Genomic DNA, 26,794 nt, shown 5'->3' on the forward strand with positions numbered 1-26,794 from the left:
CGCGATGTTCCTCTTCCGCCGCGGTATCGCCCGCGTCACCCCCGCCCAGGCACGCCGACGCACCACCGATGGTGATGCCGTACTCCTCGACGTGCGTGAGCAGGTCGAGTGGAAGGCCGGGCACGCCCCCGGCGCTGTGCACGTCCCGCTCTCCCGGCTCGTCACCGGCCAGGCCCTGCCTGCCGCCGCCGAGGGGCGGCCGCTGGTGGTGATCTGTCGCTCCGGGCACCGCTCTCAGCAGGCCGCGAAGCTTCTGACCGAACGCAGAGTCGAGGCTGTCGACGTCAAGGGCGGCATGAACGCCTGGGCGTCAGCGGGACTGCCGGTGGTCGACGACCGCGGAAGCAGTGGCCGGATAGCGTGAGTGTCCTTCTTCTCGCTCTCGTCGCCGGGGCCGTCATCGGCCTGGCCCTCGGGGCGCTCGGCGGCGGTGGCAGCGTCCTGGCCGTCCCCGCCCTGATCTATCTCCTCGACTTCACCCCGGCCGCCGCCACCACCGCCTCGTTGATCATCGTCACCGCGACCTCCGCCACGGCCCTCTCCTCGCACGCGAGGTCCGGCAACGTCCGCTGGAAGACCGGTGCGCTGTTCGCGGCTGCCGGGATTCTGCCCGCCGTCACAGCGGCAACCCTCGCGGCACACGTACCCGAAGCGGTTCTGACGGCGGCGTTCGCCGCGATAGCGGCCCTCGCTGCACTGGCCATGTTCCGGACGTCCGCCGCCGACGGGGAACCGCGGCCACCCAGACCCGCGCGGGCAGCCGGGGCGGGTGCCGGACTCGGCGCCGTGACCGGATTCCTCGGCGTCGGCGGCGGATTCCTCGCCGTCCCCGCCCTCGTCTCCGTACTCGGCCTGCGCATGCGGGCCGCGGTCGGCACCAGTCTGCTGGTCATCACCGTCAACTCCCTGGGTGCCCTCGCTGCCCGCGCCGGCAGCAGCACACCCCTGGACTGGGCGGTCATCGCCCCCTTCACAGGAGCCGCGATCCTCGGAGCCTGGGACGGCAAACGCCTCGCCACCAAAATCTCCGGCCCCACCCTCCAGCGCGTCTTCGCAGTCGTGATGCTGGCCGTGGCCGCCCTCATGCTCACCGACGCCCTCACCTGAACCCGACCCGCAAGAATCCGCAGCCACGTCTCATCGGTACTCACCGGTGCCCCTCGCGTTAAAGGGAACTGGCCGGACACAGCCCAACCACACCTACGGAGCACCGCATCATGACCAGCCCCCACACCCTCGACGCCGACCAGGCCCGCACCCGGCTCCACGACCTGATCGTCCTGGACGTCCGCACCCCCGGCGAATACGCCACAGGCCACCTCCCCGGAGCCCTCAACATCCCCCTCGACCACCTGAAGCAGGCCCTCCCCGACATCCGCCACGCAGCCGAGCGCGGCGACATCCTCGTCGTCTGCGCCTCCGGCGCCCGCTCCGAGAACGCCTGCCACACCCTGGCCGCCCATGGCATCACGACCGCCACCCTCATCGGCGGCACCGGAGCATGGGCCGCCGACGGCCACCCCCTCCACCACCCCGACAGCACCCGAAACACCGTCTGGAGCATGGAACGACAGGTCCGCCTCACCGCCGGCGCCGTCGTCCTCACCGGGCTCGCCCTCGGTCGCCTGCGTCCCGCCTTCCGCCTCGTCTCCGCAGGTGTCGCGGGCGGACTGGTCTTCTCCGCCCTCACCAACACCTGCGGCATGGCCGCCCTCCTGGCCAAACTCCCCCACAACCGCCCCCACCAGGGCGATCTCGACGCCACCCTCGCCGCCCTGCGCGACCACTGACCCCCGCAACCCAGATACCCCCTGGGGTACTATGAGGCGAGAGCACACAAGGCCGGGAGGCACCCGTGAAGGTCGACGACGACGCAGTCAACGCAGTCCTCAACCGTCTGCGCCGCGCCCAGGGGCAGCTGTCCGGCGTCATCGCCATGATCGAAGCCGGCCGCGACTGCAAGGACGTCGTCACCCAGCTCGCCGCCGTCTCCAAAGCCCTCGACCGGGCAGGCTTCAAGATCGTCGCCAGCGGCATGCGCCAGTGCATGAGCGAAGCCGACGAGAACCAAGCCCCCATGACGGAAGAGGAACTCGAAAAGCTCTTCCTCGCCCTCGCCTGAACACCACCCCGGTCGGCCCCCTCGGACGGCCGACCGGGGTCAGCCTGCCGCTCAAGTCCGCCGAGACGGGGGAGTGCCTCCAAGGCAGGGGGTGAGGCGCGGCGACACCCAGGGGCAAGGACTGCCGCCCCTGCTCGGTAGCGTGATCACCGTGACCAAGGCCGTGAAGACACAAGCGCAGGACAACGACGACCGCGGACTCTCAGGCTGGGGGTTCGCCGCCCTCATGCTCGGCGCATTCGTCGCCGTAGCGCTGTTCGCACTCCTCGGCGGCTGGCCCGGCCTCGCGGGCATCGTCGTCACGGTGGTCCTCCTCACCGGCTTCGCCGCCCACCGCCTGTAGGCGTTGTTCTCACTCATCCACCAAGGTGGGTGAGAACGGCTCCTTGATAGCCGTTGCGGCGGCCGCCCTGCTGATCAAGCACCGCATCACGATCTACCGGCGTCCGTGAGAGGCGCAGACTCTGAACACCGGCGGCGATGGCATTCCAGCCATCTACCAGCCGAACCGCCATAACGGCCAAGTGGGTTGCGTAGCCGGTTTCGACAGCGCGGATGGCTGAAGCCCTTGAGCGGATACCGAAAAGCGACGAGACACAACAGAGTGTCCGGAGAACCGTCGAACTTGATCTCGTACCACCAGCCCTTGCCGCGGGGCAGCGTCGGCACGGCCTCGGCGAAGGCGACAGCGACGGGGTACTCCACAGGGCCAGCCTGCGACGGTCGAGCCGGGGGGCGCGCTGGCCTACGCTGCGCTGCGGGTTTTGGCCCGGTGGGGGTGGCGGTAGCGGGCCACAAGCCCGGGCCACGGGAGCGCTGGGTCAGCGTTTGACGCGGTTACGGACGGCCAGGACCGCAAGGCCCAGAGGGATGGGCTCGGTCACACGGGACACCATCTCGATGTAGGTGCCGGAAGTGGTCAGGTCTTGGTCGGCGGAGCGGAATACCACCGAGTTGAGCGTGACGTTCAGGGCCTTGTCGAAGCGCTCGCCGGTGAACCTGTCCCCCGTGGGGTTCTGCGGATCGTCCTTCTCGATCTCGAAGGTGACGGTGCCTCCGCCGGCCGGGACGGTGCCGGTCGCTGCCTGCTTCGGGGCGTCCTTCGGGAGACCGAGGCCCATGAGCAGCACGATGGTGACGAGCATGGCGGCGCCGAGCCACGCCAGCGCCCAGTAGGCAGTGAGAAGACCCCGCTCGCTTCGGGGTATGTCGTCGGCGTGGCGGCGCATCTCCATCTCGCCGTAATAGAAGTCGGCGGCCCCGGGCTCGTGCTTGCCATCCTCGAACGCTTTGCGAAGCGCGCGGTACACCGGCGCCAGTTGCAACGGCCCTACGCGCCCGGCGCCGAACACGGCCACGTTCCAGCCCGGGACGGCCCCTGGTTGGCTCGCGCGCCAGTGGTGTTCTTCGGCGAGGGTGCGGCGTTGGGTGAACCGGATCGGACGCCAGCCCCGCCAATGCATTGCGGGCGGGACCGTGTCGAAGGTGCATGCGCCCTCCAGCCGTATCTGGTCCAGGTGCACGGTCCCGGTGAACAGGTATCCCGACAGATCGACGTCGGCGAGGACCAGATGGGCCGCGTCCACCCCACGCATCGAGGCCATCCGCACCGCAGCGTCAGGCGCGCCGGTAAGAGCCTGTTCTGTCACTGGCCGCCCGTCGGAGAGCACGAAGGGGGCGGCCTCCGCGGCGATCGTGAGGGGGTACTCGAAGACGGCATGGGAGAAGTCCACCGTTGTGTAGCGCAGCCGTAGTTCGGCTGTCGACATCCAACGGGTACGCCGGCACTCCACTCGACGTGCCACACACGACAAGGTCATCGGACCGTCGAACACCGCACCGGCCAACGACACCCTTCCGGCACACACAAACTGCCCAAGGTCAACCGGACTCTTGAAGGTCGCCGCCCAGAACCAGGCGTCGCCAAGGTGAGGTTGTCCGGTGCCCGGGTCACGAAGCGCGCGGAGGAGCTCGTGGAGAAGGTGGGCAGTGAAGGACGTGCCGCGGTGGTCGACATCGGCTCCAGGCTGCAGGCCGGCCAGGTAAGCATCCCGCTCGGTGTCAGCAAGATGAGCCAGACAAGCGGTGTAGCCGAGCACCTGAATGCCGCGACAGCCCACAGGATCGTCCGGGGCGGCTCCGTGACCGCAGTGAGGCCAGGGAAGCGGCGGCTCCGGGGATGGTGTGGTCATACACCAAGGGACGATCAAGCACGGTTGACAGTTGCCGTCCCCGGCGCCCTCCTACAACACGGAACCCCTGGAGACGACAGGCCACCACGGTCGGCGGGCCGAGGCCCGGCGAACGCACCCCGGTTCATGTCTGGATCCCGGATAAGCTCCCCATATCCGAGCTGCATGCTGCGTAGAGCGGCAGTTGCCGCCCGTACGATGATCACGTGACAGCCCGCCGCACCCTTGGCATCGGGCCCCAGGACGCGCACAGCATCCGCGCCGCCCAGGCCGACCTCCTCGACGCACTCCCCGGAGTCCGTCTCCCTGACCTTGACGAACTGCGAGACCGCGGAGTGCTCGGCGCCCACCCGGTGACGTCCCCGAGCCCGCGGCGGATTCTTGGAGCCGGCGGCCGCACGATGGTCGATTCGCCCGACCTCTCCGCCTGACGCATCCTCAGGCCTCGTGCCGAGAGCCCGATAGAGTCCCTTCGGCGTCAGTTATGCCAGTGATCTGTCCGATGCCCGGTGGGAGTTGGTCGAGCCGGTCCTGACCGCCTGGCGGTCCGAACGCCGCGGCCGCGGACTGGACATCGGCCGCCCACCGGACCACGACCTGCGCAGCCTCTTGGACGCGGTCCTCTACGTGAATCGGACCGGGATCCCGTGGCGCTATCTGCCGCACGACTATCCGCACTGGAACACCGTCTACGCCTACTTCGCGCGTTGGCAGGAGGAGGGCGTCTTCGACCAGCTCAACAGCCTTCTCCGTCGCCAAGTCCGCAGGCAGGAAGGCCGCGAGGAGGAACCGACCGCGTGTGTCATCGACTCCCAGAGCATCAAGACCTCCACCAATGTCCCCGCCCGCAGGCAGGGCATCGATGCCGGCAAGAAGATCGTCGGACGCAAGCGCAGCATCGTCATCGACACCGTCGGACTCCTCCTCGGCGTGCTGGTCACCGCCGCGAGCGTGCAGGACTCGATCGCGGGCCAGACCCTGATCGAGAAGGTGGCCGTCGAGCATCCCAGCGTCCGCAAGACATGGGTCGACGGCGGCTACCGCCAGCACCTCGTCGAACACGCCGCCACCCTCGGCATCGACATGCATCGTCCGCCGCGACCCCGCCACCAGGGGATTCACCGTCCTGCCCCGGCGTTGGACCGTCGAGAGAACCTTGGGCTGGCTCATGAACCACCGCCGCCTGGCCCGCAACTACGAAGCCCATCCCCACCGCTCCGAAGCCATGATCCACCTCGCGATGATCAACCTCATGGCCCGCAGACTCACCGCCGAATCAACCCCCACATAGCGAGGTACGTGAACCATCCTTAAACCGGCAAGCCGGGACTAAACAACGGGAGAAAACGCCCTCTAAGAGGCACGCCCGAGATCACGGTCGTAGGGATCGAAGCAGACCTTGTGGTGGGGCCCACAAATCTTGGTGTTCTGCGGAATCCTCGAATCTGGCTGGCTATAGGCGAGGAATGTCACGGTCCGGCCCGAGGTGAAGCGCAGCGTGGCCTGGCGCACCGCGCTGGTGCCCTTCGGCTGATCACCGGTAAACGTGAAGGGTCCTTGGGCATTCTCCACAAGACTGACCGACAGCCAGTCCTGCTTCGAGTACGTCGACCCCACGCCGCGCGGCGTGGGGTCTCCCACCTGTACATAGCCACGCGCCGGGCGCTTCGGCGCGAGTCCGTAGCACCCATGACTCGTCAGGCTGGACCTGATCGTCGTCAGACAGTACGTATCGGCGTCCGGCATCCATATCAGGTCGCCCGTGCCCGTGGGCGCAAGGCGTTGCAGCACGGCAACTTCCGGGAGTTCGGGCTCGATGCGGGTGTCCAGGTCCGACTCCTCGATGAACTCGGTGAAGGAGTCCACCAGCTTCGCGTCCCGCTTGCTGACCGCTGCCCCACCGAGCGGTTTGGCCGGACCCGGCTCCGGCGGCACGGGAGCCTTCGTTGACGGCGAAGGTGACGACGAGGGAGCACGGGAAGTCCGGGAAGCCTGCGGCGAGCCACCGTCCGTGCACCCGGTGACCAGCACCAGCACAAGTCCCACCCCGACCAGCAGCGCACGTTTCATTCCCGCCCCCAATGGATCCCCGCCCCGGAATTGCGGGGGATCTTACCCTTCGTGCGACACCGGAGGGGCTCTGTCGCTACCGGCCCCCGTGTATGGGTTTGGGGGCAAGACGCCACAGTGGCTCACCCGCGGTTCCTCCCGCGTCCCGGACCAGTTGCAGGGAATCAGCGAACCCAGCCCCGCCGCTCTTGGCCGATTGGCAGCGGCGCGATCGAGGGAGCGGCCAGGCGCCTGGTCGCCGACCGACACTTCACCGACCAGTAGCTGTCTCACCAGTCGTGCGCCTGGTCCGACCGGACAGAACCTAGGCGAGTTGCGCTGCGAAGCCGGACCGCCACGTCGGATGCGCGGGCTGCCATCCACGTGAGCGGGCCAGGCCGTTGAAAGCTCCTCGGGCCCAGCTTTGCTGGCCTGATGTGGGTTCTGGTGCGGGCACGCCGAGGGCGTTGGCCAGGACCGGCACCCACTCGCGAGCCTGCGCGGGTTCGTCGTCCACGATGTTGACCGGCCCAGTCGGCCAGTCGAGGGCCTCGACGGCGGCTCGTGCGGCATCGGCAACGTGAACGAACGAGATCACGGAGAGATCCGCCTCGACGCTCCCGAGAAAACGGGCGGCCGGATCTCCGGACAGGGCTGCGGCTGCGGGGCCGCCAGGCGCGTACCAGGTGGCGGGGCCGTACAGGACGCCATACCGCAGCAGTACCGCCGTGTCCAACTCGGCCGCTGTTTCTTCTAGCGCCTGGATACCGTCCACCATCCCCCCTCGCGGCTGCGGAGCCCCGAGGTCGAGGGGGACGGTCTCGTCGGCCGGCTGCTCGCCCGGCGCGTACGCCCAGGAGATTGACTGGGCGACAATCCTCGGCACGCCGGCGGCCTTGGCCGCGTCCACCAGATTGCGCGTCCCCTCCCGGCGCAGCCGGTTGGTTGCCTCCCCATCTGCGTCCGACAGGTCGGTGAGCTGGTCGATCACCGCGTCAGGTGCGGCCGTTGCCACTACTTGGCGGACAACGTCCCGGTCGAGTACGTCTGCTTGAACGGCTGACGCGCCTTGACGCAGTACGCGGTCGGTCCCCGCAAGCGAGCGGGAGATTCCGGTGACCTGGTGCCCCGCGTCCAACAGCAGCGGAACGAGCAGTCGGCCAACCGCACCGGTCGCACCGGCAACGAAGACGCGCATGGAAGTCTCAGTCCTCCGCTTGTTCCGGAAATCCGCCTAGAAGCGAATCGAGGCAAGCGTAGCGATATTGGATCAAAGTTCTCGGATATGGACAGTGCTGACGTGGCTCAAGGCGACGACTGCCTTGGCTGTCGCTCGGACCGGGCGATCCGCGTGCTCGGGCCTGCCGTCCGGCTGTGGTCCCCGCCGGTGCCGGTGTCGCGACTGGTGTCGGACGGGAGGACCGCCGGCGCATGGCGACGGCCGGGATACCGGATTTCAGTCGTTTGCCTCGCGCGCTTCGTCGCCCGTCAGCTTGTAGGTCAGGGGTCGGCACGCGTTGAACCGCCAGATGAACAGGTGATAGATCGCGGCTCCGATGACTGCTCCCAGGACTGGCACGATGAGGTAGATCCACAGGTCCTTGGTCTGGCCGGAGAGCGCGGCGGGGCCGAGTTGGCGGGCGGGGTTGATGGAGCCTCCGCTGAGGGGGCCGAGGAGGGCGATCACCGTGGCCACGGAGATTCCGATGACGTAGGGCAGCAGGCGAGTGAAGCGGGGGTGGGCCAGGAAGTAGCCGACGACGAGGATCAGGGCCGCCATGGCTCCTGCCTCGGCGAGGAAGACGGCTGCGGGCTCCCAGGTGGGCGCGGGTCTGATCGCGCCGTGGGCGACCGACGGGAGGGAGACCACAGGGCCCCACACCAGGCGCGCCAGGCCCGTGCCGGCCGCGGAGCCGGCGAGTTGGGCGAGGATGTAGGGCGCGACGCTGCGACCGGGGAAGGCGTCCACCAGCCACAGGGCGACCGTCACGGCGGGATTCATGTGGCCCCCGCTGCGCCTGCCGGGCGGGGTGAAGATCAGCCCGGTGAGGATGGCTCCGCTGAGGACGCCGATGACGGCGAGTGCGATGTTCAGGTCGGCGATGTAGAGGGGGGAGTCCGGATCACGCAGCCACCGGACGACCGTCACGGCCAGGAACAGCAGGACCGTGGTGAGCACGAACTCGTCGGCGACACGAGCCAGCGGCAGACGGCGAGGAACAGAAGGAACAGTACTCACCATGATCTCCAGGCATTGACGTGCCGACCGCAGGGACGACTCCGGAATACCTGCACAACGACGACAACGCGCAGGTCGACATCTGACCCTGGCATCAGTTCGGGACTCCGCCGGGGATCTCGATGGCGAAGCGCCGGGTACCTGAACCAGATTCCTCGGCGGCGTCCTCGGCCCTGGTCGGACTCATGACGACCGTCCGCCGTTTCCGCACGCCCCTGACGGTCGCGCCCTCGCCAACCCCGCGGACCATGACGCCTGGTAGGCCCGCGACGAGCAACGCCGCCCCCGACGTGAGGAAGAGCGCGAGAGGCAACACGAGGAGTGGGCGGCGGAGAGGGAACGCTGGGCGCAGGAACCTGACCCGGGTCCCGGGCCGGCTCCCGAGGCCGCGCCGTGTGAGCGGTGCAAAGGGCCGGTCATCGGCCGACCCGGATACGACCTTGAGTCCGCCCCGCCGGAGGACGGCCGGCACTGCCCCTCCTGCCGCACCGACCTGCGCCAGCAGTACCCACCCCTGCGCCAAGCGGTCTTCGGACGGCGCTCGCGCAGCAAGTAGCCCGGCCTCGCCGAACGTGATGCTGTCGGTTGAACTGGAACCTGAGAGGTGGGGCAGGTCAAGCTGGAACCCAAACCGTGGGGCAGGTCAACCTGTCACCCGACCCTGCATCAGACCCCTTCGGATACGTCGAGGCAGACGAACAACGCTTCACGTGAGCCATCGGTGCCTACGCCGGCTGCCAGATCAGCTTGGTCCCAGGTCGACGCATCCGCGACCGTTGCATCGCTGATCCCATGAACGGTGAAGGCGCTCTCAGCCACCGGCGTCTGCGGATGCCCTGTGAGATGCGGGCGGTGTGTGACAGCACGGGTCGGGGCAGCCGGAAGGCGGCGGTCGGACGGCCCGTGGTCTTGCTGCCCGGAGTGCTGTCCGGTGTCTTCCCGGCCGGTCGGCCGAGGCACCGGTCCGGTGTGGCGCCGGTCCGGTGTGATGCGCAGCTGTTGTCGGTGGCCTCGTCTCTCGTGTGGTCAGGACTGCTCGCGGCAGCCCTCTTCGGTGCACTCGAGAGTGACGAGGGTCTGGTCGACCTGCTGGCTGGTCAGAGGAGGTTGGGGCAGTTCGTGGGCGCCCTCGGTGCGGAAGGCATCGAGCATCAGGTGGAGGTGGCGGCGCCAGGCTTGGGGGGCGATGGTGCGTGTGGCCTGGATGATCCCGGCCTGGGACCAGATCACGAAGGCGATGTCCTGCGCGGTGACGTCGCCGCGCAGGACGCCCTGTTCCTGGGCGTTGCGCATGATCTGGATGCAGAGTTCCTTGGTGCGTTCGTACATCTTGCGGCCGGCCACGTGAAGGGGCAGCCGTGCCGAGACCAGGTCGTTGAAGGCGCGGTCGCAGGCCTGCAGCTTGCAGAGCTTCTCCAGGTAGCGGCAGAACCCCTCCCAGGCGTCGTCCATGGCCGCGGCTTCTTCCGCGGTGGCGAGCAGTTCCGTGTACTTCGCGTCGAAGAGTGTTTCGACCAGGTCGAGCCGGGTGGGGAAGTGGCGGTAGAGCGTACCGATCGCGACGCCGGCCTCGCGGGCGACGCCCTCCAGGGACGCCCCGAGGCCCTGCTCGGAGAAGGCCGTGCGGGCGGCGGCCACGATCGCGTCCCTGTTGCGCTGTGCGTCACGGCGCAGGGGTTTCGTCGGGGTCTCCGTCGCGGACGGGGCGTGGTGGTGGCTCATGGCTCGAGCGTAACATGAGGCCCCCCTCGAATTCGGTCGTTGTCACGTTTCCGATCGCAATCCCACCCCTCCGACGTGCTGTGATGAGCCTCACCGCAAACATGAGGCCCCCCTCGGGTACCGTGGCAGAGCCGAATGTGAGGCACCCCTCCGGATGACCTTGCGGCAAGCCGACTGACCCGGGATTTCCGGATCTCGGTTCACCTAGAAGCGGCGGCAGCCAGTTCGGCGAAACCGCGGCAGTCTCGCAAGGGAAATGACCATGAACAGCATGACCAAGCGCGTCTCGATCGCACTCGCCTCCACGGCACTGGCCGGGGGAGTCCTTCTCGGCGCCGGCGGCTCGGCGTCGGCAGCCACGACTTCGGTGCCCGTGCAGCTGACGCAGGACGTGTCCGCCACCTCTGCGACCGACAGCGAGCAAGCCGGCCGCCACACGGATGACGACCACCGTGGGCAGGACGCTGTGGGCTACGTACGGGCTGCGGACCACGAGGGCGAAGCGGCCTCGTGGCGCGGTGTCAGTGCTGCCCGTTGGTACGAGGACCAGGTCGACGCGGCGGCCTCGTGGCGCGGTGTCAGTGCTGCCCGCTGGTACGAGGACCAGGTCGTGTGGTCCCTGAACCACAGCTGACGCGGCCCGAGCCGCCTCAACCGGCAGGGCCGGGGCACCCGCGTTGAGTTCCATCCCCTCAACCAAGCCCAGGTCTCCCGACCGCTCCAGCGTGACGTTTCCTTCCGCACCCTCAACGTGCAGCACTGGGAAACTGGGACCGGATGGTGCAGGCGCGGGCGGCCGATGACGGCGAGGCCATGGACGAGGCGTGGTTCGACGGCATCACCGTCGACCTCGGCTCCGACTACGGCGCCTACGAGTACGTCATGAACATCGGCTTCGCCGCCTGAGGGCTGCGGGCTCACCCAGTGGGACCGCCGGCAGCCTCCCGACAAGGTGACCGGACAGACGCCCAACGGCGGCAGCTGGCGGTGAGCCGCAGGACACCCGCGGGCGCTATCGGTCACTGGGGTGCTGGTCGGAGGTTCCTTGCTGGCGAAGCACCTGGTAGCGGTTGGCGAGGGCGTGGAATGCCTCTTTGGGTTCCCAGGGCATGTCCGGGTAGGTACGCGCGTCCGCGGGGTAGTCGCTGTGCTCGTCGAGGATCTTGACGATGCCGTAGGAGGCGAGGTCGGGGTCCGGTCCGGACAGACGGTGGGGGGTGTTGTAGCCGGCGAAACTGAACCAGAAGGCGGAGTCGACGCCTTCCTCCTCGAAGACGGGCATGAGGTCATCGAGATAGCGGACCTGCTCGCTCTCGTCGCGCAGCAGGTCAGGCTTGGGGGTGACACCGTCCGGCTCCATGGCCACGTACCACCCCGAGCCGCCGTAATCGCCCGCCCCTCGGAAGGTGCAGCAGCCGACCTCCATGATGGCTACCGGTTTGCCGTGGGCGAACTCCTTGCGCAGGTCGTCGCGGTAGGCGGCGGCGTTGCGCCCGCGCACCGAGTTTGCCGCGCGATCGCCTCGGAGAACTGAGGCGCCCGAACCCATTCTCGTGAACAGAGCCGCCGTGGTGACCGACGCGCGTCCGATAGCTCACATCAGACCCGCAGGCGGGGCTCAGGGCGGTGCGCGCCGCACACACAGGCACAGAGGGGGCATCGACAGAAGGCTTGTCAGCTGAAGCGAACGTTGCTGAGGTCGATGGAAACCATGACTTGCTCCAGGAGCGGACGACCGTCGGTGTCGCGGCGGTAAGCCCGGCGTTTGGTGGGCAGCACGATGCCGTCCGTTTCTGCGTAGTCGTAGACGTACTGTGCGGCGGCGAATCCGCCAGCCACGTCGACGTGGTAGTCGTGGCGTCGCAGGAGCCGGTCGGGACCGAAATAGAAGTCCTGGCGGGCGCTGTGGCTTGCGATCTGAGGCGGGAAGGCGGCGCGCAGCCCTGGCCAGACCTCATCTCTTTCCCGCCACGGCTCGATGTCGGTGACCGTGAAGCCGGGCATGGCAAGCAGGAAGGGCGTGGTGAGGTAGGTCCACAACGCATAGCCGTTGAAGTAGGCGCGGTCCAGCGGGTCCCAGGGTGTCTCGAGTGTGTGTCCGGAGAATGATGTCCGAGGGTCCTTGCGTTCGGCCACCACGTGCCCGTTGAGTTTTTCGATGCTCACTCGTTCGGGCGTGAAGTCGGTCTTCTGGTCGCGAGCGCCGAAGGGCTGTACCGAGGCGTGTTCCTCGTGCAGCCTGACGGTCATCATGCGTGGCGTGGCATCCTGCGGCAGGCCCTTGATGGCGAACAGGTCGCCACCACTGGTAATGGTGGCTTGCGCCTGGGTCAGTTCCTGCCAGCGTTCGATCCCGCCATGGGCCTCGATGGCCTTGGTGAGCAGATGATTCACGTTGGTTTCCTACCATGCATTCCGTTCGTCGGTCCGGGAGAGGAGCCGGCGATTCGGCAGGATGGGTCAGTGGCGGGCCACGCATCACCCGGCCTGCGAGGCCTTCGGCGTGCACGAGGACGGCACGGGCGCTGCTGTCGCATACCAGCGCATACCCAACGCATCAAGGTCGGCCCGTCGTGCACCGGTGAGTTTGTTGGCGCGGCGGCGGGTGTTGGCGAGCCACATGCCGAGTGCGACGGGCACGCCCTGGAGGCCGGCCCCGGAGCTGGCCTCGACGCCCGCCGCGCCGCGTCCGGCCTCGTCCACCGACACCAGCTCGGTGTGTTTCCTGGGTACGTTCAGGTGTCCTTCACGGGCATGGAAGCGGCGTGCGGCCGCCAGATTGAGCATCCACTTGTCATCCCGCGTGCGGCGTACCGGCCGCGCGTCCTCGCCAGCCTCTTCCACGCCCAGGACGCTCTCCAGCAGCCACTGCTGCGCCGCCCCGAGCTTGTCCCACCCCAGCCGCTGCGCCTTGAGCCACGCGCCGAGGTCTTCGCCCTGCACGACCAGAACACCCGCCTCGCGGGGGAGCGTGCCGCCGGCATCGATATGGCTTTTAGCTGTAGGAAAGGGCTTGGGTTCGCGGGGGCGTAGCAGACGTCGATCTATCGTCTGGCCTGGGGTGTTGGGGTTCACTCGGTCGGTTGACCTGTCTCGGGATGCTTCAGGATTCCTGAGGGTGGAGCGGTATCCAGGAAGAGAAGGAGAGAGCCAAACGGGGCTGGGGGAGGGGTGGTGGGTGTGGCGTTGCGGGTGGTGCGTTCCTTGTCCGACCCGGATGCCGACCGGGCTACGGGGCATCTGGGGCTTTGGAGAGGGAGTTGGTGGACCGGTTCGCGTTGGCGGGGATGGGAGCGGGGTTCACGGACCGGTCGGTAGCGGATGACCGTGTGACGCTCACGCAGTTCGCAGTGGTCCCCTGCAGGCTGGAGGGCTGGTCTCCTCGACGTGCAGCGGATGCATGACGCTTTGCGTGCGTTCTTCACCCGGGAGGGTGGTGCGCAGGCGTGGGGGAGCAGCTGGCTGGCAGGGGACGTTATCGTCGCTTTCAGCCTGGCCCGAGCGAGGGGCCAGTTCCGGGCGTCTTATCCGACCTGCGGACGTTGCCGGGGAACCTTCTTCGCGACGACTCTCTTTTCTTATTCGATCTCGAATCAACAGCACCGCGTTGTTCAGAGCCCGGTCGGGGGCCACCGAAAGGACACGCGATGTTGCTGCATCAAATCGCCTCCGCACGCATCGACTTCACCAAGGAGTCCCTCGAGGGCGCCCGCGCCCGTGTCGGAGAGCTCACCGACTTCTCCCGGCTGCTGCCCGCTGCTGACTCCATGCAGGCGCTGCTGGAGTCACTGGCCCGTTCCTGCCACCGGACACCCCCAGGTTCTCTTCCAGCTCCACCCCGGTCCCACCGTCCGGCAGGCCCTGCAGGGCCGTGCCGTTGCCCACGACGACGATGCGGGCGGCCGGTTCGTCCTGCTTGGCCAACCGACCCCAACAGGGCCAGCAGCTCAGGCATCCGGTCGCCCATGGTCAGCACGGCGACACCCACACGGGGCCGGGTCACGACCACCACATCCTCACGGCCGGCGATCAGGTGAACGGCGAGCGTACTCCAGCCAAACCGAACCGCCGCCCCAGCGAGAAAGGCCCTGGCTTCCGGCCATTCTGTGCGGTGCGACGACCATGGCGACCTGGCCTTTCACCTCCTCGAGACTAGTCGGATTCACACCTATTCGAACTGATTGGAAATCTTCACGAGGCGCCACAGCCCCCATGACCTGCACACATAGCATTCACTCCATGCACACAGGTCGGGCACGTCTCAAACACGGTCAGTCAAGTGGCCTTGCCCCGTTGCTTAGGCGAAGCTGCTCCCGGCCCACAAGGCCCCCGACCCTCCTGAAGGAGCCCTCATGCGCACGAACATGCGCTTCGCCGCCACCGCAGCCACCGCCACCGCCCTGATCGGCGGAGCACTCATCGCGACCTCGGTCACCGCCACCGCGGCGCCCGCCAGTCTGTACGCACCCTCGGCACTGGTCCTGACCGTCTCCCAGCCCGGCGGATCGACCGACACCGCAGCTCGTGCCGTCACACTGAGCTGCATGCCCGGCGCGAGCGGCACCCATCCCAACCCCGCCGCGGCCTGCGCCGACCTGCGCGCCGCCGACGGCCGGCCTGACTCCCTGCTGTCCACCACGCTCGGCCAGGCCTGCACGAGACTGTGGTCCCCCATCACCGTCACGGTCGACGGCGTCTGGCAGGGCACCCGCACCTCCTGGAAACACACCTTTGCCAACTCCTGCGAAATGAACAACACCGTCGGGCAGAGCAGCCTCCTCAACTTCTGACCCCAGCGGCACCCCTGGGGGCCGGGCAAACGGCCCCCAAGGACGGACGCCCCCGGGACGTGCCCCGTGGGCGCAGATCCCCGTGGATGAGTAGCCTTTGCCTGCCACGCACCAGGTTCCCCGCGCGGCAGGCAAAGGCATATCCACGGCACAGCCGGACACACGGGTCGAACGGGGCAACCGGACGCGGCAGGCGGTGCTGAGCCCAACAGTCGAGATCGTGTCCGTGGAGGGGCTGCAGGCGCTGCCTCGGGCGGAGCTCGAGGTGCCGTCCCTCGTCCAGCAGCTCTCCGGCCACCGAGACCTCGCTGGGCTCCGCACGCGGGGAACCGGCGACCTTCAGCATGTCCGGCCACTGCGTGATCACCTTGTTCAGGTTCACGCGGTTACGGGCCAGATCATTCCTGGATGCGGAGGGGATCTGCCGGCTATGCCGCAGACAGGCCACCCTGCTACACCGCGATGACCGGGCCGCATCCTGGGAGGAGGTCCGTACGGGCGCGCAGCAGCTCTACATCACCGGCCTCTTCCGCAGCTCCGTTTTCACCCCCCGACGCCTCCCGCCACGCCCGCACCCGATCCCGCCGCCTGCCCACCAGCAGCTGGTTCTGTTCGACATGGCCCGCAGCCTGCACCATCGCGGAGGCGCGGAACGTCTGGTGGCGGACCGCGCGGAGCCGCATCTGGCGGCCTGGGTGGCCCAGTTCACCGACCGGCAGACGGCCCGTCTGGGATGGCGCCGGGATCTGACCAGGCAGGCCCATATCGGCGTCAACTTCCTCCTCGGTCTCCTCGACGCTTCCGGAGTGAGGCTGAGCGCCACCGATGCCGCACTGCTGAAGAAGATCCCCTACCTGCCCCACGCCCACGTCACCGACATCCTTGAGGAAGCCGGCCTGCTGGCCCGAACAGAACATGCATGCGCCACGACGGCCTGGGCACAGACACGCATCGCCCACCTCCCCAAGGCGATGCAGGCCCAGGTGGAAGTGTGGCTGGCAGTGATGCGCGACGGCACGACCCGCACACCGCGGCAGCGGCCACGCACACAGACGACGATCCGACTGCACCTGGCCGGTGCGCTGCCCGCCCTCACCCACTGGGCACAGGACGGCATCACCCCTCGTCACCACCGAAAGTGAGACAGGGCCGTTGATTGGACAGTCCCTCCTGTGACGCCCGAACCTCCTCCACGGTCCCGTAGGGCCGTGGAGGAGGAGCACGGTGCTCAGTGGGTGAACGCGGCCGAGATGATACGTCTGACGACCTTGTTCATCTCGCTGCCCTTGGCATCCGTGGAGTTGACCGAGTAGACGAGGGTGCGGCTCAGGTCGCGGACCCCGAGTACGGCGGTGTTGTATCCGTAGAGGCCGCCGGTCTTGCCCCAGCCCACCGTGCCGTCCTGCAAGGTGAAGCGCGTCAGGCCGGCGCTGTACATGGCGGGCTGGTCACTGCCGTACAGGGGTATGCCCTGCGGGACCGTGAACATCTCCTTCAGTTGGGCCTTAGGCACCACTTGGCCGCGGAACAATGCGTGCAGGAAGCGTTCCAGATCTGCTGTCGTGGAGATGAGGTTGCCCGTGGCCCAGACGTCCGTGACATTCCACTGGGTGACATCGCGCAGTTCGGTCGTCCCGTCGGAGCTCTTGACGGCTTGGTAACCGTGGTTGTGCGGGCCGTGGATGCGCGGGTCGGTGCCGGGGAATGAGGTGTGGCGCAGGCCGAGCGGACGCAAGATGCGTTGTGAGACCTGCTGCTCGTACGAGCCACCGGTCGTCGTCTCGATCAGCAGACCCAGCAGCGTGTAGTTGACGCCGACGTAATGCTGCTGGGTGCCGGGGGCGAATTCGCGGGGCTTGGCAGCCGAGGCTGCCACCAGCTGCCGTGGGGTGACGGTGCCGAAGCGGTGCTCGTACGCCTCGGCGAAGGGCTTGTCGTCGTGGGCTTCCTGAAGTCCGCTGGTGTGGTTGAGGAGTTGACGGACGCTAATGGGAGGGCTATCGGGCAGCAGGCCCGGCAGGTAGTCCTGGACGGACGCAGCGAGGTCGATCCGGTGCTCGGCGGCGAGCTGGAGTACGACAGCCGCCGTGAAAACCTTGGTCGTGGAACCGGCACGGAAGCGACCCTGTTCCAGTGCCTTGTGCCCGCTGCCGATCTCGGCGACGCCACTGGAGCCGCGCCAACTGCCGTCCGTTCCGGCGACTCGGACGAGGGCCGTGGTGGCGTCAGCGTCCGGCAGGCCGGCGATCGCCGCCCGCAGCGCCTTGGCGTCGGGGCGTGGAGCCGAAGCGGTGAGGGAGGGCGAAGCAGCGAAGACCGGTGAGGCGGCGACCGGGCCGGCCGCGATGGCGAGCACGAGTGAGGTGGCCAGCGCGGTGCGGGTACGGACGGTCATGGTGAGGCTCCAGGGATAGGAGTCGACCTCGCGGTGTGCGAGTAGCTCCCATCCTGGCGCTCACGCAGTACGGTCGGATCGTCGGAAGGGACTGTGCACACCCGGGCAATCACGCAGGCCAACTCAGCGATGGGTAAGGGTAGGTGTCAGGGTGTTCCCCTACGGGGGCAGCAGATCCTGGCCAAGGACGAACGCCTCGCCCGCACCAGGAACGCCGCAACCTCGCGATCATTGAGTCCGCTCTGTCCGCCGGCGCGCAGCGCCCGCTCCATCCCCGAGGACGCTCATGAGCGCCGAACCCGTCCGTTTCGACGCCGCCACCGCCGCCGCGCAGATTCACCAGCAGAGCCTCAGCTTCTGTCGTCGGGCGGTGAATCTGGGTAGGGAGGGTTCCCGTGGGCTGGGGTTTCGCGGTTTGACTGGGTGATCTTCCGTTCGGGGTGAGTCCCCCAAGTCTGCTGTGAGGACTGTCTGTCGCCGTGTTCAGCAGGGGTGTGGGTGGCGGTGGCCTGGGCTTTCATGCGTGTTGTGCAGGTTGGTTGGGTGAGCCCCGGCTGTTTGTGCAGTTGTACTGGTGGGCCGTAAGGCAGCCGGGGCTTCGGCGCGTGCCTGAGGGGTCGCCCGGTCTGTGTTCCCGGCTCAGCGTCGGTTCGGTCGTGCTGTCACCGGCGTGAACGCCCGCGTTGGGTGGGGGAGTGGCGGGTGCGGGGTCGGTAGTGTTCTTCGGCGAGGTGGTCGAGCTGGATGGCGTCGAGTGATGTTTTGGTGATGCGTTCGCTGCCGTCCATGATCGCGTCGAGTGCCGCCTGGCGGATCAGCCGGGCCAGGCTGCCGATTTTCCCGCCGGTCCGCTCGTGGAGGTATGGGGCGAGGCGGGGCAGACTGCCCGCTGCGTGATGGTCGAGGTCGAGGGCTTGTTCCATCAACGTGATCAGTTCTTTGAACGGTTCCTGCTGTCCGAGGCGGGCGGGGAAGGCACCGAAGTCGATCAGGCTGGCCCGCCCGGCGAGTTGAGCACCCCGCACCCCGGTGAAGAGTTCGCTGCGCGCCACGTCGATACCCGCGTACACGAACGTCGCGCCGATGCGTTCGGTGAGGTCTTTGAGCAGGTCAGCGGTTTCGGCGCCGGTGGTGGTGTGGGGGTTGAGCCGGTGGATCTCGTCGATCAGCACGAGTCGCACGCCGGCCTGGGCGTAGGTGGCACACACGGCCGCAGTGATCTGGGCTTGGGTCATGCGGGCGGTGGTGGGGATGCCGAGGTAGCGGGCGAACTCGGCGGCGAGGGTTTTCGCGCTGGCGGCGGGAGGGACGAGGACGTAGGCGACCGGCACAGCGGCGGTGTGGCCGATGCCGGGGTGAGGGCTGCGTGCGGTGTGGGCGAGGTGGCAGACGCGGCCGACCTCGAGGAGTGCGGTGGTTTTGCCGGTGGTGGCGGGCCCGGTGACGATCAGGCTGGGGCGCGCGGTGACCTGCTGGTGGCGTCCCAGGATCATCAGCGTGCGCACGTTGCGGGCCAGGGCGTCGACGGCCGGAGTGCGGATGGTGACGAACGCCGAGTGGTAGGCCAAGCGTTCGTCCACGCTGCGCCGTGGCGTACCCGCCGCCGGTGGCGCGGGCGGGGGAGCAGCAGCGAACGCCTCGAATCCCTGCCAGGTAGTGATCGCCGCCGGTTCTGCGGAAACCGGGACGGCTTCCTGCTCGCTCACCATCGCCGTGCCTCCTCGTACGCGTCCCACAACGCGAACCCACCATCGGGCCGTCTATCGCCCGGCGGCTCACCGTCGCTGTCGCCTTGGGCGGTCAGGTCGTCGAGGCTGTCTGCCTCTTCCCACTCGATGTCCTCTACGACGACGTCGTCCACCCCGGTATCGTCGTACTGGCCCGGCGCCGCACTCACCGGGACACCCAACGGACCGCCGACAGCACCCCCTGCGCCGACAGCACCCCCTGCGCCGACAGCACCCCCTGCGCCGTCGGCACTCCCTGTGCCGTCGATCCTGTCGCGGTCGGATGCCGCAGCCCGGACGTCTGCCCACTCCTTCTCGTCCTGGGCTCTGTGCTGCTCGGGCACGCCCGGCGAGAGCGCACCGACCCTCTCGTTGTTGCGGGCCGGTACAGCCGCGGGGCGGGCGCGGCGCAGGACCTGATCGAGGGCTTCGGCGAGGTCGGCCTCGTGCTGCTGGCGGCCGGCCCGTTGTTCCACGATCGTTTTCACGTGCCGCCATGCCTGTTCCCCGAAGGGTTCATGCACGTGGTCGCGGTGGATCCACGGCACTTCGACCAGGCTGCCGTCGGGCAGCCGTACCCAGACCTGCCGTAGATCGTGGGGGTTGTGGTGGACTTCCCATTTCCCGCCGCGCACCGCGATGCCCGACTTGTGGCCACGGTGCGCGTTGAGCACCGTGGCGTCGTAGGTGCGGTGATCGATGCGGATGCCGCGGCCGGTGATGGCGCACCAGCGCACCGGCAGCAGCTGAAGGTAGTCCCGTCCGGACAATGGCAACGGCACGTAGCCGCACACCCCGAGTAGCGCGGCCCACATGTCGTTCGGCGACAGCACAGCCCGGGGCAGCACGGGATGACGTAACCCGTCGTGAGGCCTCGACTGCCACCCGCAGATGATCCACTCATCCAGCAGCTCCTGCAGCTGCGCGAGTGTCCAGCAGGCTTCCGCCTCCACACGCCGCCCGCGCCGGGTCACATTCGATCCGGTGTAGCCGGCGACATGCTGAGCGAACAGCGTGTTGATCGCGCCGAAAGTCCGCTCCACCGAGCCTTTGGCCGTCGGCTGGCGGGGCGGGGCGGGCTGCACACTGATCCCCAACGTTTCGCACGCGGCCGAGAATGCTTCGGAGACGAACACCTTGCCCCGGTCCACCACGATGGTCTCGGGCACGACGACCGGCCGCGCCGCCGCTCCGTCCAGCCGCTCATCGAGCGACAGGAGCCGCTCGTAGGGCACCGCGGCATAGGCAAGCTGCAGCGCCGCATCCCAGCCGGGCCGCATCGGATGCGGCACGGCCATCTCGGCAAGCAACAGCGCCGCATCCACCGCCTTCGTCCCCTCCCAGCGCACCACGGCGGCCAGGATCGACCGCGTGGCCACATCCACCGCGATCGTGAGCTCCGGCCGCGCGGGCCGCCCGTCCTCGGCGATGGCCATCACATCCAGCCGGGTGGTGTCGACCTGCACCATCTCGCCCGGCCGCAGCACCCTGGTCGGCGTGAGCGGCCCCACCTGCAGCGCCGCACCCTGCACCGGCGGCGCGGCCAGCTCCCGCGCATCGACCAGCGCTTTCACCAGCCGATTGAACGTCGACTCAGGAGGCAACCTGACCCGTCCCGCGCCGTGGGCGTCGTCCAGGATCTGCCCGGTCAACGTCCGCAGGCCCTTCAACGTCCCCTTGGAACGCCCCCGTTGACGCCGCACCGCCTCCAACACCGCAGCCACGACCCGCTCATCCGCCCGCCCGGTCGCACTCGTCGGCCGCCGCTTACGCCCGTCAACCAGCCCCCACAACCCGCCCTCGTGATAACGGGCCCTCATCCGCCGCACCGTGGCCACACTCACTCCGGCCCAGCCCAGCCCCGTCAGCTCCTTCGCCTTGGCCCGCTCCCGCTCGGCCAGGGAACACCGCTCGGGATCGAACTGCGGCCGCGGCACACCCCTGCTCCCAGGGCCTTCAGGCAGCCCGTACTCGACCTCACGGATGTGCCGCTGCCAGGCCAACGCACGCTCCCGCACGGCAACATCCAGGCCCTCGAACAGACCCCACTGCGGCGCCTCGCGGTGCGTGAGGTCCCCAACGACGCGAAAGCCGGGGCCGGCACACAGATACGACGCCATCACCGATGCCGTCGTCCCCTTCTCGTCGACCAGCCGTACGCTCTGCCCCACCAGAGCGACGATCTGCCACACGGTGCCGTCGAATTCGACATGCGCCCCGACCTCAACGCCCCAGCCACCCGATGACCCCGTCATCGCCCCCGCCTCCCACCGCTCGCGCGCTGGACCATCACCCGCTCGTGCAGTGGCACATCCAGCATCGCCTCCAGCCGTCCCGCCCATAGCGCGTGATAGACGACCGGCAAGACCTGCAGCGGATCACCGACCGCGACCACGCCCTCGATCAACGGCCGAGGCTGCGCGAAAGCATCTAAGACGGCCTCCTCCAGGTCTTCGGCGCCGCGATAGCGCGGGTGCCGGTAGCCCGCCAACCACCGCACATTCGCCGCCATCACCGCATCCAGCGGAGCAAGCCGCAGATACCTCCACCCCACCAGCCCACACACCACCTCCAGCACCGCCTGGGCCCGCTGCGCCCGCACCCCACCCACGCCCTCGCCGCCGGGACAGTCGGCCAGCAGCCCACTCCCGTCCGCGTACCGGGCGAACACCTGCGGAACCCAGGACCGCACCCGGCTGCGCTCATCGCGCCACACCACCCGCACCGGCCGCCCCGATAACCCCACGACCTGCCGATCCCGGTCCAACAGCATCAACTGCGCCCGCATAGCCGCCGACCCGTGCGCCACATGCCGGCCCATCGTGGACGACCACCACCAGCCCGGACCCCACCGCCTACCGGGCACGACCGGGAACGCGGACACCGGCGGAGCATGCTCAAAACGCACCTCGGTCGCGGCCGTGATCCAGGGCATCTGCCTCAGATCCCCCGCTCCATCAACGAACACCGCTTGCACGCGCCTCGCATCGCCGTGTAGCCCCACATCAGCAGCCAAGAACAGCCCTCGCGACGACGGAACTAGATTCCGAGCGCCTCACCCCAACGAGCGAACGCGCCCTACCGATCAACCAGAAGCCGAGACCCGCAATCACCCACCGACCCTGACCCCGCCCCAGCAGCACTCCGGCCTACTGGCCGTCCGCACCTCGGTACGCCCCAAGAATCTCCACCGCCTCATCCGACGACAGCCGGGCCCAGCCGGCCACCTCCTCCAACCCCACCCCGGCGTTCACAGCGGCGACCATGATCTGCACCAGCGCCCGGTCGAGGAGCTCGGTGCCACAGCTCAGGGTCTCCAGCAGATACCGGGCAGCATCGGCTGTGGAACCGACCTGCGCACCGCGCAGAAGCAGCACCTGCTCCTCGGCTTCACCGAGGAGATTGGTGATCAGGAAGCGCTGCTCGGCAGACACCGCAGCGCGCCAGGTCGTGCCCGAACCGGGCGCCTTCTCTTCCTTGGCCCGCACCCGCAACTGCGCGGCCATGGAGGCGGGTTGAAGCTCCTGACGCACCCACCACGAATCCTTCGCATACGGATCAGGCCTGTTCTGGCCACGGCGCATACGAACCACGGCTCCCATCCAGACGATCAAAGGTCCGCCGTAGTCGGTCGCCACCACCGGGCCCAGCCACGGCCGGCCCACTCTCTCACCCAGAGCCCGGCAAAACGCCCCGTCAGCGGGCAGGGGCCGCGACCGCCCCGCCCCGCTGTCGACCCACACCCGCTGCGCCATGACCGGATCCAGCAACGCATCCGCGACGGCCACCACCTCCGGGAAGATCACCGCATCGCGCCCCACGATCCGCCACCGCTCCAGCTCCCCACCCGCATCCCCGCCGGCGACCTGGTGCAGCCGCCCCGGCCACACCCTCTCCTCCTCCCAGTACAACGCCTGCTCCCACCACCGGGCCACCACCGCATACGCCAGCGCGAACACCCGCTCCGGCTCCACCCCGCCCCGCACCGCCCGCCGCGCCACTCCCGCCCACCGTCGCTGCGCCAAGGCCACTTCGGGCAGGCTCCGCAGATCCAGGTACTCCAGCTCCTGTTCGGCGTCCGCGTCCAGCAGCCACCGCCCGTGACGCACACACACCCGCTCCCACCGCTGCGCATACCGCACCCACCCCACCGGCACACCTGACCGCCGTGCAGCGCACAAGCGGCAGCCAAAGGCCACCGGCCCTACCACCGCGCCACCCACACGCCACACAGCCACCGGCTCCGCAGCGCTCTTGGTCTCGAACGCAGCATCCGCATGTGCCCAGGAAGGCAACGCCCGCGCCATCACTGTGCCGTCAACACCGCACAAGCCCGCCAGTACCTGCCGTCCCGCCGCATTCAGCATCACCTCGGCATCCGCCCTCGCGCTTCCCCCCGGGTGCCCAGGGCGCGAGCCGTGCCACTGCCACTCCGGGCGCAGTGCTGTCTCCGGCATCCCGTACCGGCCTGCGAGGCGACAGATCAAGGAGAACGTAGTCTCACCACGTAGCGGCGCCACACGGAAGACTCCCCGTCCTGGGCCGTCCCCGTACTCGCCCCGGAGCCTGTTCTCCGCGCTCGTCGCTTCCTGGCCGTTCACCAGCGCATGCCGAGTTGGTCGAGGTCGGCCCAGCGTTGGCCGGTGAGTTTGCCGGCGCGTCGGCGTGTGTTGGCGAGGAACATCCCCAGCTGCACCAGCGCCCCGCCCGCGCCGTCGGACACTGAACCGATCGCGCCGCGTCCGGCCTCGTCCACCGGCACCAACTCGGTGTGTTTGCGGGGTACGTTCAGATGCCCCTCCCGGGCATGGAAACGGCGGGCAGCCGCCAGGTTGAGCATCCATTTATCGTCCTGTGTCCGGCGTACCACCCGCTCCGCCTCCGCCGCCTCTTCCACGCCCAGCACGCTCTCCAGCAGCCACTGCTGAGCCGCCCCGAGCCTGACCCACCCCAACCGCTGCGCCTGCACCCACGCGCCGAGGTCTTCGCCCTGCACGACCAGGACACCCGCCTCACGGGGGAGCGTACCGGCGGCGTCGAGATGGTTCTTGGCGAGGCGATAGCAGCGCTGCCACGACGTATCCCAGGCCGGGCACCAGCCCGGGTCGATAGCGTCCAACGCGTCCTGGCGGCTCTCGGAGAGCCCCCACCCTCCCGGTGGGACCGGCAAACCCTGTTCGTGCGCGAGAGCGGCCTCCACGGCCTGCCGGGCGGCTGCTCGCTGGTTCTTCAGCCACACTCCGACCGGGAACCCGCCCTCACTGACGGCACTGACCGGCGCCAGCAGGTGCCCGTGTTCTTCCGCCCACGCGCGGGCGACGGCGAGGCCTTCATCGAAGGCATTGTCGTGCGCGCTCCACACCATGCCCAGCTTGTCCAACTGCCGCACCCGCTCGCCCTCGAGCAGCTCCGCGTTGTAGTACTTGCGCTGGTCCGCCAGCCACACCCCCAGCGGAAACCGCGCAGGCGACCAGTCATCCGGCGTCACGTACCGCTGCGGCGCCTGCAGGGCCTGCGCGCCGGTCTCCTTGAGGAACTGGATCGCAGCCTGGATACCGCGCCGCCAGTACGCGTTCTCCGGATCGATGATCCGCAGGCGGATGAACTGTGCGATGAGCGCGGGATCGCGTGGTGTGCTGAACCGCAGGAGCTCCGCGGCCGGCGCACTCACCACCCGCTCATCAGCGCTCTCCGAGTCCACCTCGTCGTGTGCGTCATCGATGTCAGCGTCGGCCACCATCTCCGGTGCGTCATCGGGCTCCCAACTCCCGCTGCGTACACGGGGATCGGCGAGGGCTTCGATAGTCTCCGTGTCGTGTGCCCGCAGGGCCCCGAGGACCTTGCTGAGAGTGTCGTAGGAATTCGAGACCAGTATTTCGCTGCTCTCTTCACCAGCTCCGAGGAATACCGGAACCACCAATGTGGCGAGCTTTCCCCCACCCGGCTTGATCCGCAAAGCCCGGCCGACCATTTGCACGATTTCCACCATCGAACCCCGCGCATCACAAAACGCCACAGCATCACACCGGGCCGTATCCACACCCTCCCCGAGCACCTTCACAGACGCCAGAACCTGCACGGCCGCCTTCACCCCCCGCCCGTCCTCGCCCGAGAAGAAGTCGGACGCGAACTCCCCCAGCACGGCCTGCCGGTGGGAAGGAGGATGCTCGCCATACAGCCACCGCGCCCACACCCGCCCCGCCGTCGGGAACCGCTCAGGGTCATCGGCGTGCAACTCCTCTGCAACGGCCGGCAACCCCACCGCCATCGCCTCCGCCTCCGCAACTCGACTGTGAAAGGTCAAGATCCTGCGCAGCTTCTCCTCAGCGGCCGCCGTCAACAGCCCGGTCTGCAACGCCGCCAGGCGCGCTCCCCGTACGTGGTCAGCACCCAACGGCGCATCCTGCAGCGCCCGGTAGACGTCCTCATCACGGATATCAAGGCATACGACCTGGTAGGGGGCCACGATGCCCCGCCGGATCGCCTCCGACAGCTTCAACTCGAACGCGACAGGGCCGAAGATCTCGCTGTCCCGGTCCATCGAAGCAACCATGCGCGGCATCTCACCACCGGCCTCCCACACCCGCGGCGTCGCCGTCATATACAACCGCCGAAGAGCCGGAATCTGTTGCTGGTCATGCACCGCCGCCCATGCCTTGCCCGCGTCCCCGGACGTCCGGTGCGCCTCGTCGACCACGACCAGGTCCCAGACCCCAACTCCGGCTCCATGGGCCCGCTGCAGCGTCCGCAGCCCCAGCGAGGCGTAGGTAGCGAACACGGTGACCTGCTCCAGGCCCCGCAGCCACAACCGCAGCTCATCCGGACTGGTCGTGCACGGCACGCCCTGACTGTCCGCGGCACTGAGCGAGCACACCCCCACCATGGCCCCACCACGGCCGCCGGCCCGCCACGCGGCCGCCGTCTGCATCAGCAGATCCAACGTCGGCACCAACACCAACACCCGCCGCGCCTTCAGACGGCGAGCTGCCTCCACCGCCATCAATGTCTTGCCCGACCCGGTCGCAGAGACGACCTGTGCCCGCAGTCCGTGCGCAGGCATACAGCCATCGGCCGGGGTCTGAAGGGTCCTCAGAATCCCATCGACAGCTTCAACCTGATGCGGAAGCAGTTTCATTGCCGCCATTACGGGCTCCGTGATAGATATGTTCGGTAGGGGTCAAGGCCACTGAAATGGTGTCGCCGATGAGTGAAGAATTAGCGACGTATATCAGGGCCAGCAGGGGCAGTCGGTGGTAAGCATCCAGGCCATAATTTAGCCCACTCTCCATGATGACACACACGCGACTTGGGAGATTCCCCCTGTCCGATTCCGACCAGAAGCATGACGGATTGTCAAGAGCCTGCACCACCACCAGACGCCGTCACACCCACCGATCCGCCCGCGTAGCCAGCTGCTTTTGGTGGGACCGCGCGGAGCGTGGGCCTGCCAGGCAGGATCGCGGAGCGATCCGGAGCCGTCAGCAGCGCGAAGCGGTGCTGACATGGCGTCACGGAGTGACGCCAACTCCCCGACGAAGTCGGGGAGTTCTTCCGCGCG

The 26,794-nt window shown here is 68.4% G+C and carries 23 protein-coding genes and 3 pseudogenes; 11 read left to right on the forward strand and 15 right to left on the reverse strand.

The features are described 5' to 3' along the window. The first annotated feature begins 4 nt into the window (after nucleotides 1–4). The 5 genes from OG698_RS47605 (at nucleotide 5) to OG698_RS47625 (ending at nucleotide 2,465) form a co-directional block, all read left to right on the forward strand. Entirely contained in the window at nucleotides 5–364 is a 360-nt protein-coding gene (locus tag OG698_RS47605) for a rhodanese-like domain-containing protein (protein WP_406110692.1), read from the forward strand. Continuing rightward, nucleotides 361–1,107: a sulfite exporter TauE/SafE family protein gene (locus OG698_RS47610; protein ID WP_406110694.1), complete on the forward strand. Its 747-nt coding sequence runs from the start codon at nucleotides 361–363 to the stop codon at nucleotides 1,105–1,107. The genes OG698_RS47605 and OG698_RS47610 overlap by 4 nt, the downstream gene beginning before the upstream one ends. A gap of 110 nt (nucleotides 1,108–1,217) precedes the next feature. Further along, nucleotides 1,218–1,790: a rhodanese-like domain-containing protein gene (locus OG698_RS47615; RefSeq protein ID WP_406110696.1), complete on the forward strand. Its 573-nt coding sequence runs from the start codon at nucleotides 1,218–1,220 to the stop codon at nucleotides 1,788–1,790. A gap of 65 nt (nucleotides 1,791–1,855) precedes the next feature. Next, the gene (locus OG698_RS47620) at nucleotides 1,856–2,122 is read left to right on the forward strand and encodes a metal-sensitive transcriptional regulator (protein ID WP_327408288.1); all 267 of its coding nucleotides are present in this window, start codon (nucleotides 1,856–1,858) and stop codon (nucleotides 2,120–2,122) included. A 151-nt stretch (nucleotides 2,123–2,273) separates the two neighbouring features. Next, entirely contained in the window at nucleotides 2,274–2,465 is a 192-nt protein-coding gene (locus OG698_RS47625; RefSeq protein ID WP_406110698.1) for a hypothetical protein, read from the forward strand. 478 nt (nucleotides 2,466–2,943) lie between these two features. On the opposite strand, the gene OG698_RS47630 is transcribed toward OG698_RS47625, so the two are convergent. Then, nucleotides 2,944–4,314: a hypothetical protein gene (locus OG698_RS47630; protein ID WP_406110700.1), complete on the reverse strand. Its 1,371-nt coding sequence runs from the start codon at nucleotides 4,312–4,314 to the stop codon at nucleotides 2,944–2,946. A 206-nt stretch (nucleotides 4,315–4,520) separates the two neighbouring features. On the opposite strand from OG698_RS47630, the gene OG698_RS47635 reads away from it, so the two are divergent. Together OG698_RS47635 and OG698_RS47640 are read left to right on the forward strand one after the other, a co-directional pair. Continuing rightward, complete coding sequence (locus OG698_RS47635; RefSeq protein ID WP_406110702.1) at nucleotides 4,521–4,745, forward strand: hypothetical protein; 225 nt, start codon at nucleotides 4,521–4,523, stop codon at nucleotides 4,743–4,745. 64 nt (nucleotides 4,746–4,809) lie between these two features. After that, nucleotides 4,810–5,605 (forward strand): annotated as a pseudogene (locus OG698_RS47640) (IS5 family transposase). A 62-nt stretch (nucleotides 5,606–5,667) separates the two neighbouring features. Here OG698_RS47640 and OG698_RS47645 read toward each other — a convergent pair. The 4 genes from OG698_RS47645 to OG698_RS47660 all read right to left on the reverse strand — a co-directional run bounded on the left by OG698_RS47645 (nucleotide 5,668) and on the right by OG698_RS47660 (nucleotide 10,324). Next, nucleotides 5,668–6,384 (reverse strand): hypothetical protein, encoded by a 717-nt coding sequence (locus tag OG698_RS47645; protein WP_406110704.1) that lies wholly within the window; start codon nucleotides 6,382–6,384, stop codon nucleotides 5,668–5,670. A gap of 304 nt (nucleotides 6,385–6,688) precedes the next feature. Further along, nucleotides 6,689–7,561 carry an NAD-dependent epimerase/dehydratase family protein gene (locus tag OG698_RS47650; RefSeq protein ID WP_406110706.1) on the reverse strand — a complete coding sequence of 291 codons (873 nt, stop codon included), beginning with the start codon at nucleotides 7,559–7,561 and terminating at the stop codon, nucleotides 6,689–6,691. 258 nt (nucleotides 7,562–7,819) lie between these two features. Then, nucleotides 7,820–8,605, reverse strand: a complete 786-nt coding sequence (locus tag OG698_RS47655; protein WP_406110708.1) for an MIP/aquaporin family protein — start codon at nucleotides 8,603–8,605, stop codon at nucleotides 7,820–7,822. 1,023 nt (nucleotides 8,606–9,628) lie between these two features. Beyond that, on the reverse strand, nucleotides 9,629–10,324 hold the full coding sequence (locus tag OG698_RS47660; protein ID WP_406110710.1) for a TetR/AcrR family transcriptional regulator: 696 nt from the start codon (nucleotides 10,322–10,324) through the stop codon (nucleotides 9,629–9,631). A gap of 262 nt (nucleotides 10,325–10,586) precedes the next feature. On the opposite strand from OG698_RS47660, the gene OG698_RS47665 reads away from it, so the two are divergent. Then, nucleotides 10,587–10,958 carry a hypothetical protein gene (locus OG698_RS47665; protein ID WP_406110712.1) on the forward strand — a complete coding sequence of 124 codons (372 nt, stop codon included), beginning with the start codon at nucleotides 10,587–10,589 and terminating at the stop codon, nucleotides 10,956–10,958. A gap of 9 nt (nucleotides 10,959–10,967) precedes the next feature. Further along, nucleotides 10,968–11,230 (forward strand): annotated as a pseudogene (locus OG698_RS47670) (transcriptional regulator); the annotation flags it as partial. A gap of 106 nt (nucleotides 11,231–11,336) precedes the next feature. Here OG698_RS47670 and OG698_RS47675 read toward each other — a convergent pair. From OG698_RS47675 to OG698_RS47690, 4 genes and pseudogenes are all read right to left on the reverse strand, one after another. Further along, nucleotides 11,337–11,825 (reverse strand): hypothetical protein, encoded by a 489-nt coding sequence (locus OG698_RS47675; protein ID WP_406110714.1) that lies wholly within the window; start codon nucleotides 11,823–11,825, stop codon nucleotides 11,337–11,339. Between the two features lie 173 nt (nucleotides 11,826–11,998). Continuing rightward, nucleotides 11,999–12,718 (reverse strand): hypothetical protein, encoded by a 720-nt coding sequence (locus tag OG698_RS47680; RefSeq protein WP_406110716.1) that lies wholly within the window; start codon nucleotides 12,716–12,718, stop codon nucleotides 11,999–12,001. An 84-nt stretch (nucleotides 12,719–12,802) separates the two neighbouring features. After that, complete coding sequence (locus tag OG698_RS47685; RefSeq protein ID WP_406110718.1) at nucleotides 12,803–13,399, reverse strand: helicase associated domain-containing protein; 597 nt, start codon at nucleotides 13,397–13,399, stop codon at nucleotides 12,803–12,805. Between the two features lie 720 nt (nucleotides 13,400–14,119). Beyond that, nucleotides 14,120–14,327: pseudogene (locus OG698_RS47690) on the reverse strand (glycosyltransferase family 2 protein); the annotation flags it as partial. A gap of 349 nt (nucleotides 14,328–14,676) precedes the next feature. On the opposite strand from OG698_RS47690, the gene OG698_RS47695 reads away from it, so the two are divergent. Together OG698_RS47695 and OG698_RS47700 are read left to right on the forward strand one after the other, a co-directional pair. Continuing rightward, nucleotides 14,677–15,114, forward strand: a complete 438-nt coding sequence (locus tag OG698_RS47695; RefSeq protein WP_329580877.1) for an SSI family serine proteinase inhibitor — start codon at nucleotides 14,677–14,679, stop codon at nucleotides 15,112–15,114. A 617-nt stretch (nucleotides 15,115–15,731) separates the two neighbouring features. Next, complete coding sequence (locus OG698_RS47700; RefSeq protein ID WP_406110720.1) at nucleotides 15,732–16,256, forward strand: hypothetical protein; 525 nt, start codon at nucleotides 15,732–15,734, stop codon at nucleotides 16,254–16,256. An 86-nt stretch (nucleotides 16,257–16,342) separates the two neighbouring features. Here OG698_RS47700 and OG698_RS47705 read toward each other — a convergent pair whose 3' ends face one another. The 6 genes from OG698_RS47705 to OG698_RS47730 form a co-directional block, all read right to left on the reverse strand. Next, nucleotides 16,343–17,509, reverse strand: coding sequence for a serine hydrolase domain-containing protein (locus tag OG698_RS47705; protein ID WP_406110722.1), 1,167 nt, complete (start codon nucleotides 17,507–17,509; stop codon nucleotides 16,343–16,345). A 662-nt stretch (nucleotides 17,510–18,171) separates the two neighbouring features. Next, the gene (locus tag OG698_RS47710) at nucleotides 18,172–19,218 is read right to left on the reverse strand and encodes a TniB family NTP-binding protein (protein WP_406110724.1); all 1,047 of its coding nucleotides are present in this window, start codon (nucleotides 19,216–19,218) and stop codon (nucleotides 18,172–18,174) included. Beyond that, on the reverse strand, nucleotides 19,212–21,491 hold the full coding sequence (locus OG698_RS47715; RefSeq protein WP_406110726.1) for a transposase: 2,280 nt from the start codon (nucleotides 21,489–21,491) through the stop codon (nucleotides 19,212–19,214). Before OG698_RS47715 ends, OG698_RS47710 begins: the two co-directional genes overlap by 7 nt. After that, complete coding sequence (locus OG698_RS47720; RefSeq protein WP_406110728.1) at nucleotides 21,488–22,171, reverse strand: TnsA-like heteromeric transposase endonuclease subunit; 684 nt, start codon at nucleotides 22,169–22,171, stop codon at nucleotides 21,488–21,490. Before OG698_RS47720 ends, OG698_RS47715 begins: the two co-directional genes overlap by 4 nt. Before the next feature lie 214 nt (nucleotides 22,172–22,385). Then, complete coding sequence (locus OG698_RS47725; RefSeq protein ID WP_406111719.1) at nucleotides 22,386–23,603, reverse strand: DNA-binding protein; 1,218 nt, start codon at nucleotides 23,601–23,603, stop codon at nucleotides 22,386–22,388. A gap of 230 nt (nucleotides 23,604–23,833) precedes the next feature. Further along, nucleotides 23,834–26,380, reverse strand: coding sequence for a Helicase associated domain protein (locus OG698_RS47730; RefSeq protein WP_406110730.1), 2,547 nt, complete (start codon nucleotides 26,378–26,380; stop codon nucleotides 23,834–23,836). Between the last annotated feature and the right edge of the window lie 414 nt (nucleotides 26,381–26,794).

It is taken from the genome of Streptomyces sp. NBC_01003 (assembly GCF_045162695.1).
Lineage (GTDB): Bacteria > Actinomycetota > Actinomycetes > Streptomycetales > Streptomycetaceae > Streptomyces.

Excerpts from the sequence above, each read along its gene's own strand:
- OG698_RS47660 (WP_406110710.1), bottom strand. The coding sequence starts at position 10,324 with ATGAGCCACCACCACGCCCCGTCCGCGACGGAGACCCCGACGAAACCC.
- OG698_RS47705 (WP_406110722.1), bottom strand. The coding sequence starts at position 17,509 with ATGACCGTCCGTACCCGCACCGCGCTGGCCACCTCACTCGTGCTCGCC.
- OG698_RS47725 (WP_406111719.1), bottom strand. The coding sequence starts at position 23,603 with ATGCTGAATGCGGCGGGACGGCAGGTACTGGCGGGCTTGTGCGGTGTT.
- OG698_RS47720 (WP_406110728.1), bottom strand. The coding sequence starts at position 22,171 with ATGCCCTGGATCACGGCCGCGACCGAGGTGCGTTTTGAGCATGCTCCG.
- OG698_RS47700 (WP_406110720.1), top strand. The coding sequence starts at position 15,732 with ATGGCCCGCAGCCTGCACCATCGCGGAGGCGCGGAACGTCTGGTGGCG.
- OG698_RS47665 (WP_406110712.1), top strand. The coding sequence starts at position 10,587 with ATGAACAGCATGACCAAGCGCGTCTCGATCGCACTCGCCTCCACGGCA.
- OG698_RS47605 (WP_406110692.1), top strand. The coding sequence starts at position 5 with ATGTTCCTCTTCCGCCGCGGTATCGCCCGCGTCACCCCCGCCCAGGCA.
- OG698_RS47645 (WP_406110704.1), bottom strand. The coding sequence starts at position 6,384 with ATGAAACGTGCGCTGCTGGTCGGGGTGGGACTTGTGCTGGTGCTGGTC.
- OG698_RS47715 (WP_406110726.1), bottom strand. The coding sequence starts at position 21,491 with ATGACGGGGTCATCGGGTGGCTGGGGCGTTGAGGTCGGGGCGCATGTC.
- OG698_RS47655 (WP_406110708.1), bottom strand. The coding sequence starts at position 8,605 with ATGGTGAGTACTGTTCCTTCTGTTCCTCGCCGTCTGCCGCTGGCTCGT.
- OG698_RS47710 (WP_406110724.1), bottom strand. The coding sequence starts at position 19,218 with ATGGTGAGCGAGCAGGAAGCCGTCCCGGTTTCCGCAGAACCGGCGGCG.
- OG698_RS47730 (WP_406110730.1), bottom strand. The coding sequence starts at position 26,380 with ATGGCGGCAATGAAACTGCTTCCGCATCAGGTTGAAGCTGTCGATGGG.
- OG698_RS47650 (WP_406110706.1), bottom strand. The coding sequence starts at position 7,561 with ATGCGCGTCTTCGTTGCCGGTGCGACCGGTGCGGTTGGCCGACTGCTC.
- OG698_RS47630 (WP_406110700.1), bottom strand. The coding sequence starts at position 4,314 with ATGACCACACCATCCCCGGAGCCGCCGCTTCCCTGGCCTCACTGCGGT.
- OG698_RS47695 (WP_329580877.1), top strand. The coding sequence starts at position 14,677 with ATGCGCACGAACATGCGCTTCGCCGCCACCGCAGCCACCGCCACCGCC.
- OG698_RS47615 (WP_406110696.1), top strand. The coding sequence starts at position 1,218 with ATGACCAGCCCCCACACCCTCGACGCCGACCAGGCCCGCACCCGGCTC.